The sequence below is a fragment of the Arthrobacter alpinus genome (assembly GCF_900105965.1).
GTDB lineage: Bacteria > Actinomycetota > Actinomycetes > Actinomycetales > Micrococcaceae > Specibacter > Specibacter alpinus.
Genome location: NZ_FNTV01000001.1, coordinates 3,943,877 through 3,958,769, shown reverse-complemented (window position 1 = coordinate 3,958,769; position 14,893 = coordinate 3,943,877). Strand labels below are relative to the sequence as shown.

Here is a 14,893-nt window from a genome sequence, read left to right as displayed (position 1 = left end):
ACACCCCCTCGAAGGACCTAGGTACCCATGAAGATTGGAATTCTCACCAGCGGCGGCGACTGCCCAGGCTTGAACGCTGTTATCCGCGGAATCGTGCTCAAAGGCATCAAGAGCTACGGCCACGAGTTCGTTGGTTTCCGTGACGGTTGGCGCGGTGTGGTTGAGGGCGACGTCATGGACCTCCCCCGCCAGATGGTCCGTGGCATCTCCAAGCAGGGCGGAACCATTTTGGGCACGTCCCGCACCAACCCTTTTGAAGGAAATGGCGGCCCCGAGGTCATCAAGGCCCACATGGAGCGCCTCGGCATTGACGCACTGATCGCGATCGGCGGCGAAGGAACCCTCGCCGCCGCCCGCCGCCTCACGGATGCTGGCCTGAAGATTGTTGGCGTTCCCAAGACCGTAGACAACGATCTTGACGCCACGGATTACACCTTTGGTTTTGACACGGCCGTACAGATCGCCACCGAGGCGATCGACCGCTTGCGCACCACGGGCGAATCTCACCACCGCTGCATGATCGCAGAGGTCATGGGCCGCCACGTTGGTTGGATCGCACTTCACGCAGGCATGGCCACCGGCGCACACGCCGTCCTGATTCCGGAACAAAACACCAGCATGGATCAGATCGTCGAGTGGGTTAAGGAAGCTCACGATCGCGGACGTGCGCCGCTGGTTGTAGTTGCCGAAGGCTTTGTCCCAGACCACCAGGACACGGCACACTCAGAGCGTGGTCTGGACACCTTTGGCCGTCCCCGCCTCGGCGGAATCTCCGAGCAGCTTGCGCCGGAAATCGAAGCCCGCACCGGCATCGAAACCCGCGCAACCATCCTGGGCCACATTCAGCGCGGCGGCGTCCCTTCCAGCTTTGACCGTGTGCTTGCCACCCGTCTGGGCATGGCCGCCGTGGACTCCGTTGTGGAGGAACGCTGGGGCACCATGGTTGCCCTCAAGGGCACCGAGATTGAGCACGTCCCCTTCGAGGCTGCCTTGGGCAACCTCAAGACGGTTCCGCAGCACCGCTACGAAGAAGCCGCCATCCTGTTCGGCTAAGCATCAACCTTAAAAACGTGACGCACGCGCCCTTGCAGCACACCTTTGCTGTAAGGGCGCTAACGTTTAAGCCATGACCTTTGACCTCGCCTCCGCGCCCATCGTGTTCCTGGCTTGGGAGCGCGGGCTGGCGTTACCCGAGGATTCTCTCCTGGTCGGGGCCGACGGCACCCGGATCAATCACGCCACCAACGATCCTTCGCTGACCTTCTTGAGGCTGTGGGACAAGGCCGTGCTGACGGGACCGGCCGAGCTCCTGGCCGCCGCTGAAAGCCTTGACGACGATGAGCTCAGCGACCATGCCACACTGCTGCGCCTCACACGCGATGCCGGCGGCCGCAGCCTTGGCACGGCGGCCCTTTACTACGCGGATGACCTTGAGCTCCACCAGCCTGACCACACGGTTCACGTGTCAACGGGTGAGGCCGATGTTGCCGCCTTGGAGGCCCTCTGCCCGCCCGACGACGTCAACGATGTGGGCCTGGCCCGTCTAGCCCACAAGTTCACCATCATGTCCTCGGCAGAGCCCGACGCCGCACCTCTCGCCTGCAGCGCCTACGGGGAGTATCAGGGACTACTGGCCCCTTTGGGAACGCTCGTTGCGCCCGAGTTCCGGCGGCAGGGAATGGGCCGACTCGCCACAAGCATTGCCGCCCATGAAGCCCTGGCCGCCGGGCTCATTGTGCAGTTAAGTGCGGACGTGAACAATGCCCCGGCCCATTCCCTCGCAACTTCTCTGGGGCTTAGTGTTGCCGGGTTGCAGACTCGGGTGTCTCTGCCGTCCCCTCAAAACCCGCATAAATAGCTGACACGGGGCGCGGCTTGGCAAACATGATTGCGACCGCTGCGCCAATCAGGACCACCGCTGCCGGTAGCAAGATCGACTGCGCCATGGCGGTTGAGAATCCTGCCTGAAGGAACTCCGGCAAAGCTCCCTTGACGTCCTGCGCCCCTGTCCCGGCACCTGCCGGCATCTCGGCGGCCAGGCGGGCAGAAATCAATGCGGCAATGGCCGCGCTGCCCAGGACGGCACCAATCTGGCGCGTGGTGTTGTAGATACCAGCACCTGCACCGGCCTCGCGCGGGGCAAGGTTTCGGGTGGCAGTGGTTGACAGCGGCGCCCAAATACCCGAGCTTGCGATGCCGAGCAGGGCGCTGGGGAGCAGGAACAGCCAAATGGCTGTATCCGGGGTCATGAGCGCGGCGGTCCAGGCGAGGGATACCGCCATAAGGATGAAGCCCGTAAAGGCGACGTACCTGGGATTGACCACATCAACCAGCTTGCCCACGAACGGCGCCAGAACCCCTGATGCCAGAGCCATGGGGATCATCATCAACGCGGACTGGGTGGGCGTCATGCCACGCACCAGCTGGTAGTAGAAGAACAGAGGGAGGCTCATGGCCGTGACACTGAATCCCATGGCGGTGATGGCCGTGTTGGCCAGGGAGAAGTTCCGCACCTTGAACAAGTGCAGCGGCACCAGCGGCTCGCCCTTATTGACGGCCTGCCACCAGACGAAAGCTATCAAGAAGACAATGCCGGCAATGATCATGCCCCAGACCGTCAGCGGGCCTGCGATGGTCCCCCAGTCATAGGTGGCACCTTCCTGAATGCCGAACACCAAGAGAAAGAGCCCCACCGAACTCAGCGCAACGCCCAGAAGATCAAACTTGTGTTCGTGGGTTTGCAGCTTGGGGACGAGCCGCCAAGCCAAGACAAAAGCAATCACGCCGACAGGAACGTTGACAAAGAAGATCCATTCCCAGCCCAGTCCGTCAACCAGCACACCACCGAGAATTGGCCCCACCAGCATGGCGACACCTGCTGTGGCACCCCACAACCCCATGGCCGGTCCACGCTTGTCCGGCGCAAAGATGCGGGTAATGACGGCCATGGTTTGGGGTGTCATGAGCGCTGCACCGAGGCCCTGCGCAACACGGGCCACAATGAGCGTGCCAATGTCGTTGGAGAAACCACACCACAGGGAGGCGAGGGTAAAGACAGTCAAACCAATGAGATACAGGTTCTTGGGACCGTACTTATCACCCAATCGTCCAGTGACGAGCAAGGGCACGGCATACGCCAAGAGGTAAGCACTGGTAACCCAAATGACCGAGTTAATGTCAGTGTTCAGACCCTCCATGATCTTCGGGTTGGCCACCGAGACGATGGTGGAATCGACCAGGATCATGAAGAATCCCAGCACGAGCGCCCATAACGCGGGCCACGGTTTTTCCACGGTTTCCATGGATTTCCTTAATCTTGATTCGTACGTGGGAGCAGCGTGTTCACCAGGGCAAGGCCCCGGAGTTGATATCGCCACACAGCTGGCCGACCCACCGAATTTCGGCGTTCAGCAAGACTTGTTGATAATCGGCATCGACCAGGAATCTTGGCTCAACACCTTTGGCCAATGCCTTCGCAACGCCTGTTTCCAGCCCGTCCAGTTGCTCTTGCAGGAGGCCCAGTCGGTGCTCTAGAAGTTCGACGACGGAGCCAGCCGGCAGGTTGTGTGCCTCGTCCAAGGCTTGGGGGAAACACGGATATTCATTGATGGGTGTCGATATCAGATCCTCGACGCGGCCTTTGAGCGCAACCCTGCCTGCGGGAAGGATTGCGTAGGTGGTGCGTTCTGGACGATTGCCGTCGCGCTCCGTACCGACCGGCTCCACCAAGCCATCAACTGCAAGCCGACCCACCGCGTGATACAGCGTGCCCGGGCGGACCTTGACGATCCGGTCTTCGTGACGTTGCATGAGGACCTGGTACATCTCATAGGGGTGCATTGGCCGTTCAACGAGAAGCCCCAAGGCCGAAATGCCCAACGGCGTCAGCGGCTTAGTTCGTGCCATGTTTGCGGTTCCCCTTTTTCTATTCCACGAGAATTATTCCACGTGGAATAATGGGACACAAGAGCACCAAAGGGTGACGTGGAGCTCTTTTACTGCAGGCTGTTTAACGCGGGGCGCGCAGGAAACCTGACTGCCTGCCCACCACTTGGCCGGCGTCCGTGGCAACGATGAGCTCTTGATTGGCCGGGTACATTTCACCGTCATCGTTAACGTTCAGAACCGCGGCAGGATCCACGGAACGCTTGACCAACGCCAGCGCAATGGGCCCCATCTCAAAGTGCTGGGCCACGGAGGTAACCGTGCCCACCACGCGGTCATCGAGGAATACTTGACTGCCGGGCGCAGGCAGTGTGTGCAAGGAACCGTCAAGCTGCAAGAAAACCAGACGCCGGGGCGGGTGGCCCAAGTTGTGCACACGGGCGACCGTCTCCTGGCCCTTGTAGCAACCCTTGGCCAGGTGAACGGCTGTACGAAGCAAGTCCAACTCATGCGGGATGGTTTTGTCGTCCGTCTCGGCTCCGCGGCGTGGCCGCCATGCGGCCAGACGTAGCGCCTCCGCAGCCCAAACCCCTGCCAGCGGGAGATCGCCAACTTCTTTCTCCAAGGCGGAGGCGGGGATCAGGTATTCGCGCCATGGCCGTTCCAGTCCCGGGTGTTCTGCTTCGGGGACGGCCGCATAGCTATAGCCGCCAACGGCAACATGCGGCCAGGGATCAACCCAAACGAGGTGGTTGTCCCAGTGTGGAACCTCGGTCACTGACCCGAGCACCGCCCAATCAGCTGAAACGTCTGCAATCTCAACGCGCAACGTGAACTTCATGGAATTGAGCCACTTCGCGAGCGGTTCCGCCTCGGCGCTCTCCACGATCAGCCACGTGGTTTCACCGTCGTCAACAACGCGGGCATCGAACTCGATACGGCCCTGAATGGTCAGGAGCAACAGCTCCGTGCCCACACCCGGGGCAAGGGTGGTAACGGCTTGGGAGGACAGGGTGTTGAGCCAGCTCAAACGGTCAGGCCCCGTCACGGTAACCACTCCCCTGTGGGAAAGATCCACGACGGCGGATCCTGGTTTGCCAAGGTACCCCGCCAACAGGCGCTGTTCGCGATTGGGATCACCATAGTGGGCGGCAACCCCGGCATCAAGGCCACCTGCCTGGACGGCGCCGGAACGGTTTAACAAAGGACTCAAATAGCTCATAACGGTTCCAACGCCTTCTTCTAGTGGCCTATTCCGACCAGTCCGGCCGGCCTGCAGCCCTGACCCGACAGATAAGGCCGCTTTGAATGTTCAAAGCGGCCTTATCTGCCCAGTCACGGATTTATGAAAGCTTAGGAGCTGGCCTTGCGGAGGGCAGCTGAGGCGTGGGCGGCCAGGGCCTTGCCGTGTGCGGCTACATCCCAACGCCAGTAGAGATCGCCATTGACGAGCCCAAAGATGCGGGTTGCCGCGGTGTATTCCTTGGCTCCTGCGCCACGCATGACGGCGTCCGTGGAGAGCTGAATCTGCGGGCCCTTGATGGTTCCGTAGTACAGCTCGGAGATGCCACCGGGGTGCACAATGTTGACCATGATGTCGAAGCCGCCGTCAGCGTTGCGCAGGGCTTCGACGTCGTCGGCGGTGCGGAGGGCTGGAACAATATCGGCCGGTATCAGGCCCGGTCCGCCGTCGGAATCATTCAGGGTGCGGTCCAGCTGCCAGAAGCCGGTCTCAACAGACAATGGTCGCAGGACAGTGCCCTGCTCATCCGTGAGCCACGACTCCGCCGTGTACTTAAGGTATGGCAGGCCGTTCGCGGCAAAGGTGACCGTCTGGGTGAAGTATTCCGAATCGTCTTCACCGGCGCCAAGGCGCCCGGAGCCGGTCCAGGTTCCAAGCAGCCAGGACAACGGAACGAGTTCCGGGGTCAGATCTGTGGGTATCTCAATAGGCATGGCAGGTTACTGCTGACCCTTGAAGAGACGCCACACCACCAGTCCGGCAAACCATGCCATGGTCACGCCGGCCACGGCCAGAAGGCAAATGAAGAAGATTTCCAAGGCTAGTACGCTCATAGTGCCATCCTAACAATGTTCTGGCGGTGTTTTTTCCTGACGCAGCACTCAGTGGTGAGAGGGCTAGCGCAGAAGTATTTTTTCGACGAAGTACAGCAGCGAACCCAATGGAAGAATCGGGGCGAGTGAGGCTGCCGCAACCCCTATCAACCGCACGGGAGCACCCGATAGTGTCCGCAGCCGGTGGAAGGCGGCGATCACGGCTCCGGCAATGATGCCAAGGACCATTGCCGGCAGGATCCGGACATCCGAAAACAGCAGCGCGGCGAGCGGACCGGCCAAGGCGGCCAAGCCAATGGCTAGCGGCGCCCCGGCGCGATCGGGCCAGGGCAGCATCCCGGCAATCACGGCGACGGCCGCGCTAATGCCCACAATGAGGGTCAGCCCGGGCTCGCCGAGATATCTCAGTGAGGCCACCCAGCCGCAGACGAATCCGGAGATAAGGACGCCGGCTCCGGAACCAAGCGTGGATTCCAAACGGTGCTTCTGCCCCGTACCGCGAATGATCTGAACAACCATGATGGCGCCGAAGCCCAGGGCGATGTAGACGGGCGTCCACATCAGGTAATCGGATCCTTGACTCAGACCAACACTGAGGGAAGACCCGGCACCTGTGAGGGCAATGATGGTGCCCAGAGTCTTCTTGGCCGGAATCCCCAAGTAGTGGGGCCAACCGTAGCCAAAGATGACGGAGAGCAGCACGCTGACCCCCACCGAGTATCCAAGTCCCACGTAGTGCCCAGACACTAATAGCGCAAGGGCGACGATTCCTATAAGTCCGGCTGCAGATGACTTCACACATCAATCCTGCCCTATTCTGCCGGTACACTGTGGAACAACCCTGCGGGCGGGGCGTCTTGATTTCTGGGTATCCCTGTCTACATGGGGCTTGCAGTTGGTTCGTCGCTCAAAGATGCGCGTTTCAAAGTACTTTGTTAGGAAGTCATGTCGCAGATCTTAATGCTGACCAACAACCACGGCAGTTCCGTGGATGTTCTGCCTGCCCTGGAACTTTTGAGCCACACGGTCCACATCCTCCCCGCAGTCCCCACCGCTTTGCTCGATGCAAAGCCCTCAGATCTCATCATGGTGGACGCCCGCAAGGATCTGGCCGGGGCCCGCTCCCTGACCCAATTGTTGCGCGCCACCGGAATCAACGTGCCTTTGCTGCTGGTCCTGACCGAGGGCGGCATGGCCGCCGTGACAGCTTCATGGGCGGCCGACGACGTCATTCTTGAATCAGCCGGACCCGCCGAGGTTGAGGCCCGGATCCGTTTGGCGGTGACGCGTGCGGCCAGCGCCGATGACGACACCAATCAGGAAATCCATGCCGCCGGTATTGTCATCGACGAGGACAGCTACACGGCCCGCGTCCATGGCACCATACTGAACCTGACGTATAAGGAATTTGAACTTCTCAAGTACCTGGCCCAGCATCCTGGCCGCGTTTTCACCCGGGCCCAGCTGCTCAACGAAGTGTGGGGTTATGACTACTACGGTGGCACACGCACAGTGGACGTTCACGTCAGGCGCCTGCGTGCCAAGCTCGGCTCCGAAAATGAAAATCTGATCAGCACGGTGCGCAACGTGGGGTACCGGCTCACGGTTTCCCAAATGAACGACGGCGCCCTGACGGACGCCTGAACCGCCCCAAACAAAAGTAAGGCCCGAATCCATGAAGGATTCGGGCCTTACTTGTTGGTGGAGGACATACGGGTCGAACGTATCGAGGACACCCCACTGGTGCATCCCCCCAGTTGCAGCACCCGTGAAAACCGGGCGATGCTGCTCCCAAACTGTATGTCACCTCCGCACCTACACGCAAATTGAGCCCTTGGTGCCAGTGTTCGCTTTTTGTCCCTGACACGATCCGCGGACGCTGAGTCTCGCATTCACGCATGCACCCCCACTAGGCTGTGCTTATGAGCCCCGCAAAGACTGACAGCTGGCCAGTGACCGTGATCCCCGGCGCACCCGGGCCCGATCTCCTGCGCGAGATCCAAACGGTGATTGACGCGGCCGAGGACACCGACGGCAACCCACCCTTTTCAGAGCAGACCCTGGTGGAACTCAAAGCCACCGCGGCGGGCCCCCACTCGGTCCTGACCCTGCTGACGTATGCCCCTGAAGACGCTTCCCCTACCGCAAGTGAAGACCTTGCCGGTGTGGCCGTTGTGGTCCTCAATGGCAGTGAAGGCGTGCTGGAAATTGCCGTGCACCCCACCTATCGCAACGAAGGCGTTGGCGCGATCCTGGCCGACAAACTTGTGGAGGTCAGGGGCCTGCAAGGCATCAAAGCCTGGTCGCATGGCGATCACGAGGCGGCCGCCGATCTAGCGGCCAGCTACGGATACCGAGCCATTCGCGAACTGTGGCGCATGCGCCTGGTCCGGCAGACGCCGTCGTCCGCGGATACCCCTGACCTCAGGACCGACGACGGCGTGACGTTGCGGACGTTTGTCCCGCACCAGGACGAAGAGGCCTGGTTGGTGGCCAACGCTGCGGCCTTCGCGCACCACCCGGAACAGGGCGCCATGACGCTGGCTGATCTGCAGGCCCGCATGGCAGAAGATTGGTTCGATCCGGCCGGATTCTTCCTCGCCGTTGACGCGAACGATGAGATCTTGGGATTCCACTGGACCAAGGTCCACCCCGCTCGTTCGGGCCAGGCGGCCATTGGCGAGGTTTACGTCGTGGGCGTGACTCCGGCAGCGCAGGGACTGGGACTCGGCAAGGTACTGACTCGCCAGGGAATCGACCACCTGCAAAAAGCCGGGCTGAGCGCCATTATGCTTTACGTTGATGCGGACAATGAAGCTGCTGTGGCGCTGTACCGCAAACTGGGATTCACCAAGTGGGATTCCGATGTCATGTACGGCCCCATGTCGGCCTAATCCGAGCACCTGCGGCATAAGGTTGTTGCAATGCAGTACCAACAATGAGGACATGTTCATGAAGCGCGAATACAAGGGAACCACGAACTTGGCGGTGGCTAACGGCCGGGAACGATTTATTGCTGGCGAAGTTCCGGCATCCCGGGCCACCCAGGATCGAATTGAGATACCGGACTTTGAGCCAACGCTTATCCCCGAGGGCGACATCAGCCCCGACAGGTTTCTTGACCGTGAACTGAGCTGGCTGGCATTCAACTCCCGCGTCCTAGAGCTGGCCGAAGATCCGGATCTGCAGCTCCTGGAACGCGTGAACTTCTTGTCCATCTTCGCCTCCAACCTGGACGAATTCTTCATGGTGCGTGTGGCTGGCCTCAAGCGCCGCATCGCAGCAGGCTTGGCCGTGCCGTCACCGGCTGGCCTGAGCCCGCTGGAGGTTCTAGAGCAGATCAGCGACGCCGCCCACGAACTGCAGTCACGGCACGCCCACGTATTTGCCAGCCAGATCCGTCCGGCCCTGGCCTACGAGCACATCCACCTGGTGCACTGGGACGAACTCGATGACCCGTCCAAGGTCCAGCTGTCCAAGATGTTCGCCGAGAAGATCTTTCCCATCCTCACACCGCTGGCCGTGGACCCGGCCCACCCCTTCCCCTACATCTCCGGGCTGTCCCTGAACCTGGCTGTAGTGGTGCGCAACCCCGTGAGCGACAAGGAACTTTTTGCTCGCCTGAAGGTGCCGGACCTGCTGGAACGCCTGGTTTCCCTCGACGGCGCCCGCGCCGGCACCGTCCCCGGCCGGGTTGCCCGCTTCATCCCCTTGGAAGAAGTGATTGCCCAGCATCTGGATCAGCTGTTCCCCGGCATGGAAATTGTGGAGCACCACACCTTCCGCGTCACCCGCAACGAAGACCTCGAAGTTGAAGAGGACGACGCCGAAAACCTCCTGCAGGCGCTGGAGAAGGAACTGTTGCGCCGCAAGTTTGGCCCACCTGTTCGCCTCGAGGTGGCTACGGACATCAACCCGAGCATCCTTGAGCTCTTGGTGCGTGAACTGGATGTTGACGAGACCGAGGTTTACTTCCTTCCGGCACCCCTTGACCTGCGCGGTTTGTCGGTGATTGGTGGGATCGACCGGCCAGATCTGCGCTACCCCAAGCACGTCGCTCACACCTCCCGGGACCTCAACGCCTCGGAAACGTCCAAGGCGGCCAACGTCTTTGCCGCCATGCGCCGTCGTGACATCCTGCTCCACCACCCCTATGACGCCTTCTCCACATCGGTGCAGGCTTTCCTGGAACAGGCCGCCGCCGACCCCAAGGTTCGCGCCATCAAGCAGACCTTGTACAGGACCTCGGGTGACTCCCCCATCGTGGACGCACTCGTTGATGCCGCCGAGGCCGGTAAGCAGGTTCTGGCTCTCGTTGAGATTAAGGCCCGTTTTGACGAGCAGGCCAACATCTCTTGGGCTCGCAAGCTTGAACAAGCCGGCGTGCACGTGGTGTACGGCATTGTGGGGCTGAAAACTCACTGCAAACTCTCACTGGTTGTCCGTCAAGAACAGGACGGCCTGCGGCGCTACTGCCACATTGGTACGGGTAATTACCACCCGCGAACGGCCCGATACTACGAGGATCTGGGTCTGCTTACGGCCGATAACCAGGTGGGCGAGGACCTGTCGAAGCTGTTCAACCAGCTCTCCGGGTACGCACCAAAAACATCCTTTGACAGGTTGCTGGTGGCTCCACGGTCGGTCCGTTCCGGTTTGATTGAACGCATCGATGCCGAAATTGCGAACAAGCAGGCCGGACTGCCGGCCAAGGTCCGCATCAAGGTCAACTCCATGGTGGATGAAGCCATCATCGATTCCCTCTACCGGGCGTCTCAGGCCGGTGTTGACGTCGGCGTGATTGTGCGCGGCATCTGTTCACTGCGTCCGGGCGTTCCGGGCCTGAGCGAGAACATCACGGTCCGCTCCGTTCTGGGCCGTTTCCTGGAGCATTCACGGGTGTTCACCTTCGCCAATGGCGGGGATCCCGTGGTCTTCATTGGTTCGGCAGACATGATGCACCGCAACCTGGACCGCCGGGTTGAGGCGCTGGTGCAGCTCTCCAACAAGGATGATATTTCCGAGGTGAACTCGCTGCTGACCCGCTACCTTGATCCGGGAACCGCCAGCTGGCACCTGGACAACGAAGGTGAATGGAAACGCCACCACCAAGATACTGACGGAAACCCCCTACTCGACGTCCAATCGTGGTTGCTTGCCAACCGTTCACGTCCGCGATCTACACTGCACCGTTAATGCGTACCACTGAACACCTCGAAGAAAATGTTGCCGAAGGTTCCTATGCCTCCGTTTATGCTGCCGGTGCCTTGTGCTGGCGGGTCAAAAAGAAAAAGCTTGAAGTCCTGCTGATTCATCGCCAGCGCTATGACGATTGGTCGTGGCCCAAGGGCAAGCTGGACAAGGGGGAAACTCTGCCCGAATGTGCGGTGCGCGAAGTCTATGAAGAGGTGGGCCTGCCAATCACCTTGGGCATTCCGCTGCCGTCCATTCGCTATGCCGTCAAGCCGGGCTTGAAGGAAGTTCACTACTGGGCTTCTTCCGTCGATGACATGCCCGCCATGGCGGATGGGAAGGAAGTGGACGCCGTCCTTTGGTGCAGCCCCAACAAGGCACGCGGCCTGCTCTCAAATCCCTCCGATGTGGAACCGCTTGAGGCACTGGTTGCGGCACATGAGGCTGGGTCTTTGAGCACCTGGCCGCTGATCATCATCAGGCATGCAAAAGCCAAGCCGCGGTCTGCCTGGACCCGTGCTGAGGGTGAACGCCCCTTGGCGGCAACGGGTAAGCGTCAGGCTCTGTACCTGCAGCGCTTGCTGATGTCGTGGCACCCCGGACGGGTTTACACGAGCGGTTGGATGCGGTGCATCTCCACAATCTCCCCCTATGCCCAGGCCACCAAGGCCAAGGTGAAGGTGGTCTCGTGGTTGACCGAGGCAGACCACAAGCGCCAGCCGGCCAAGGTTGAAGCTGTGCTGGAAAAGCTGATGACCCGCAATAGCGCCACCGCCGTGTGTACTCACAGGCCCGTGCTCCCCACGGTTCTGGACACTCTGGCCAAGCACATGCCGGACGACATGGCTCACTCACTGCCATACCTTGATCCGCATTTGTCTCCCGGCGAGGTGCTGTTGGTCCACATGTCGCAGGAGATTCCCGGGCGGATCGTTGCCCTGGAGCAGCACAAACCGTTTGAGGACTAACGGCCGGCTGCTGCGTGGCTAGACGCCGCCGAAGTTGCCGCAACGGCACCAAATTACTGAGGCCTGGAAGAGCGCATAATGCGGCATTCCAGGCCTCAGCCATGCACGGGACGTAGCATTTCGACACGTATTTCCCCATTCGGGGATTCTGGTACGTAACATTGGAGCGAATAAGGGATTCCGCTTGCCAACGTTACCGCAAAGGATATATAGCATGCCGTCACTCGATTCACTGCCCGTCCTGGACTTCTCCCGCCTCAACGCGGGCCCAGAAGAAGCCACCGCGTTCCGAAATGAACTGCGCGATGCCATGCACGAGGTTGGCTTCCTCTACTTGGCCGGCCACGGCATTCCGCAGGAGCTCACGGACTCCATGCTTGATATTTCCCGTCGCTTTTTTGAACTCCCCGAGGATCTGAAGCTTGCGGTGGAGAACGTTCACAGCCCGCAGTTTCGCGGCTACACCCGCATTGGCGGCGAGCTCACCGACAATGCCATCGATTGGCGCGAACAAATCGATATCGGCGTGGAGCGTGACACGGTTGAAGCCGGCGACGGCGTTGCAGACTACTGGCGCCTAGAGGGTCCAAACCTGTGGCCCGAAGCATTGCCGGAAATGCGTACCGTGGTTTCCGAGTGGACCGAACGGCTCAGTGCCATTTCCCTGGATCTGCTGCGAGCGCTCGCGGTGTCGCTTGGCGCCCCCGAGGACACTTTTGACGCGGCCTTCGCATCCCGCGCATTCCCTGTTCTGAAGATTGTCCGCTACCCAGGGGAGTCCAACCCCGACCCCGTCCAAGGTGTGGGTTCCCACCGCGACGGCGGCGTCATAACGCTGCTCCTTGTGGAGCCTGACAAGGGCGGCCTCCAGGTGGAATACCAGGGCAAGTGGATCGACGCCCCTCAGGTTCCCGGGACTTTTGTGGTCAACATTGGCGAGATGCTGGAGTTGGCAACCAACGGTTACCTCAAGGCGACATTGCACCGTGTGATCTCTCCCCTGCGCGGAACGGACAGGATCTCCCTCCCGTTCTTCTACAACCCTGCGCTGGATGCCACCATGCCCCAGCTTGCCGTGAGCCCGGAGTTTCAGTCCAAGGCTCGCGGGCTTTCGGTTGACCCCACCAACAGCCCCATCTTGGAGACCTATGGCGACAATGCGCTCCGTTACCGCCTCCGGGCACATCCCAACGTGGTCGAAGAACACCACGCAGACCTGCTGGCGAAGTAGCCGCCTCACCCAGTTCGCAGTTGTGGTGACTTAGAACGCTCTAAGTCACCACAATGGCGAACTCGAGCCGTTGGACGACTCCCCCAGCGGGCCAAGTAGACTGTTGGGCGTGACTATTTTGACCCCGTACGAAGACATGCTTGCCGACGTGCTGGCAACCGGCACGGCGAAATCGGACCGCACCGGCACCGGAACGCGCAGCGTTTTTGGCCGCCAGCTGCGATTTGATCTGAGCGAAAGCTTCCCGCTGATCACCACCAAGCGAGTGCATTTCAAGTCGATCGCCATGGAACTGTTGTGGTTCTTGCGCGGAGATTCCAATGTGCATTGGCTGCAGGAAAATGGCGTCAAGATCTGGAACGAGTGGGCGGACGACGACGGCGAGCTGGGTCCCGTCTATGGCGTTCAGTGGCGCTCGTGGCCCACCCCGGACGGCGAACACATCGACCAGATATCCCAGGTCATGGAATCCCTGCGGGAGAACCCCGATTCCCGCCGCCACATTGTCTCGGCCTGGAATGTTGGCGAGTTGAAGAACATGGCGCTGCCCCCGTGCCACGCCTTCTTCCAGTTCTACGTTGCCCCCACAGAGGACGGCCGTGGGAAGCTCAGCTGCCAGCTGTACCAGCGCTCGGCCGACACCTTTCTGGGTGTCCCGTTCAACATCGCCTCCTACGCACTTCTGACCATGATGGTGGCCCACCAGCTTGACATGGAGCCGGGCGAATTCATCTGGACCGGCGGCGACGTGCACATTTACGACGACCACGTGGCCCAGGTGACCGAACAGCTTTCGCGCGAACCGTACCCATACCCGAAGCTGCGTTTCACCCGCAAGCCGGATTCCATCCTGGATTACACGTTCGAAGACTTTGAAATTCTTGACTACCAGCACCACCCCACGATTAAGGCACCGATAGCCGTATGAGCGAGTCCGCTTCCACCTACCGTTTCAGCCAACCCATCGTGGGCATGATCTGGGCCCAGACCAATCAGGGCATCATCGGGGCCGACGGCGGCATGCCTTGGCACCTGCCCGAGGACCTGGCCCACTTCAAGCGCGTCACTGCGGGCCACCCCGTAGTCATGGGCCGAAAGACCTGGGAATCGTTCCCGGACAGGTTCCGCCCGCTGCCGGATCGCACCAACATTGTGGTGACCCGCCAGGAGGGCTGGGGCTCGACGCCCGAGGCGAGTGGCGCCGTCGTGCTTGGCTCGGTGGAGGAGGCGCTGGTTGAGGCGCAGTTCTCCCCCGGCGGCAGCGAAGTGTGGGTCATTGGTGGCGGGGAAATCTTTGCACAGGCCGCAGAGCACGCCAATGTGGCCGTGGTGACAGTCATCAACTCGAACGTTGCCGGGGATACGCAGGCTCCGGGTCTGGGCCAGGAATGGTCGTTCCGCGGGGCGTCGCCGCTGGAGGGCTGGCACACCTCCAAGAATGGGAGCGAATACCGGTTCACGTTGTGGGCCAAGGGCGAGACGGAGTTTGAAGCTCTGTAGCCTCTTCATGGGGAGACCACCCCATCGCCGGGAAGCAAAA

The 14,893-nt window shown here is 60.9% G+C and carries 14 protein-coding genes; 9 read left to right on the top strand and 5 right to left on the bottom strand.

The window, feature by feature from the left end:
• Window positions 1–27 precede the first annotated feature (27 nt).
• Together BLV41_RS18110 and BLV41_RS18105 are read left to right on the top strand one after the other, a co-directional pair.
• Complete coding sequence (locus BLV41_RS18110; protein WP_044576367.1) at window positions 28–1,053, top strand: 6-phosphofructokinase; 1,026 nt, start codon at window positions 28–30, stop codon at window positions 1,051–1,053.
• A 73-nt stretch (window positions 1,054–1,126) separates the two neighbouring features.
• Window positions 1,127–1,858: a GNAT family N-acetyltransferase gene (locus BLV41_RS18105; protein ID WP_074712842.1), complete on the top strand. Its 732-nt coding sequence runs from the start codon at window positions 1,127–1,129 to the stop codon at window positions 1,856–1,858.
• Here the strand turns inward: BLV41_RS18105 and BLV41_RS18100 are convergent.
• From BLV41_RS18100 to BLV41_RS18080, 5 genes are all read right to left on the bottom strand, one after another.
• Window positions 1,797–3,302, bottom strand: coding sequence for a DHA2 family efflux MFS transporter permease subunit (locus BLV41_RS18100; RefSeq protein ID WP_074712841.1), 1,506 nt, complete (start codon window positions 3,300–3,302; stop codon window positions 1,797–1,799). The genes BLV41_RS18105 and BLV41_RS18100 overlap by 62 nt on opposite strands.
• 40 nt (window positions 3,303–3,342) lie before the next feature.
• On the bottom strand, window positions 3,343–3,906 hold the full coding sequence (locus tag BLV41_RS18095; protein ID WP_074712840.1) for a PadR family transcriptional regulator: 564 nt from the start codon (window positions 3,904–3,906) through the stop codon (window positions 3,343–3,345).
• 103 nt (window positions 3,907–4,009) lie between these two features.
• A complete protein-coding gene (gene ygfZ / locus BLV41_RS18090) occupies window positions 4,010–5,107 on the bottom strand; it encodes a CAF17-like 4Fe-4S cluster assembly/insertion protein YgfZ (RefSeq protein WP_074712839.1) in 1,098 nt (365 codons plus the stop codon).
• Between the two features lie 131 nt (window positions 5,108–5,238).
• Complete coding sequence (locus tag BLV41_RS18085) at window positions 5,239–5,841, bottom strand: heme-binding beta-barrel domain-containing protein (protein WP_044576354.1); 603 nt, start codon at window positions 5,839–5,841, stop codon at window positions 5,239–5,241.
• Between the two features lie 183 nt (window positions 5,842–6,024).
• A complete protein-coding gene (locus tag BLV41_RS18080) occupies window positions 6,025–6,759 on the bottom strand; it encodes a permease (protein ID WP_074712838.1) in 735 nt (244 codons plus the stop codon).
• A 147-nt stretch (window positions 6,760–6,906) separates the two neighbouring features.
• On the opposite strand from BLV41_RS18080, the gene BLV41_RS18075 reads away from it, so the two are divergent.
• The 7 genes from BLV41_RS18075 to BLV41_RS18045 all read left to right on the top strand — a co-directional run bounded on the left by BLV41_RS18075 (window position 6,907) and on the right by BLV41_RS18045 (window position 14,853).
• On the top strand, window positions 6,907–7,605 hold the full coding sequence (locus BLV41_RS18075) for a winged helix-turn-helix transcriptional regulator (RefSeq protein ID WP_044576350.1): 699 nt from the start codon (window positions 6,907–6,909) through the stop codon (window positions 7,603–7,605).
• 278 nt (window positions 7,606–7,883) lie between these two features.
• A complete protein-coding gene (mshD, locus tag BLV41_RS18070; RefSeq protein ID WP_074712837.1) occupies window positions 7,884–8,855 on the top strand; it encodes a mycothiol synthase in 972 nt (323 codons plus the stop codon).
• Between the two features lie 52 nt (window positions 8,856–8,907).
• On the top strand, window positions 8,908–11,157 hold the full coding sequence (locus BLV41_RS18065) for an RNA degradosome polyphosphate kinase (protein WP_425284283.1): 2,250 nt from the start codon (window positions 8,908–8,910) through the stop codon (window positions 11,155–11,157).
• Complete coding sequence (locus tag BLV41_RS18060) at window positions 11,157–12,122, top strand: NUDIX hydrolase (protein ID WP_044576334.1); 966 nt, start codon at window positions 11,157–11,159, stop codon at window positions 12,120–12,122. Before BLV41_RS18065 ends, BLV41_RS18060 begins: the two co-directional genes overlap by 1 nt.
• A gap of 214 nt (window positions 12,123–12,336) precedes the next feature.
• Window positions 12,337–13,353, top strand: coding sequence for an isopenicillin N synthase family dioxygenase (locus BLV41_RS18055; RefSeq protein WP_074712836.1), 1,017 nt, complete (start codon window positions 12,337–12,339; stop codon window positions 13,351–13,353).
• Between the two features lie 109 nt (window positions 13,354–13,462).
• A complete protein-coding gene (locus BLV41_RS18050) occupies window positions 13,463–14,281 on the top strand; it encodes a thymidylate synthase (RefSeq protein WP_074712835.1) in 819 nt (272 codons plus the stop codon).
• Window positions 14,278–14,853 (top strand): dihydrofolate reductase, encoded by a 576-nt coding sequence (locus BLV41_RS18045; RefSeq protein ID WP_044576327.1) that lies wholly within the window; start codon window positions 14,278–14,280, stop codon window positions 14,851–14,853. Before BLV41_RS18050 ends, BLV41_RS18045 begins: the two co-directional genes overlap by 4 nt.
• Window positions 14,854–14,893 lie beyond the last annotated feature (40 nt).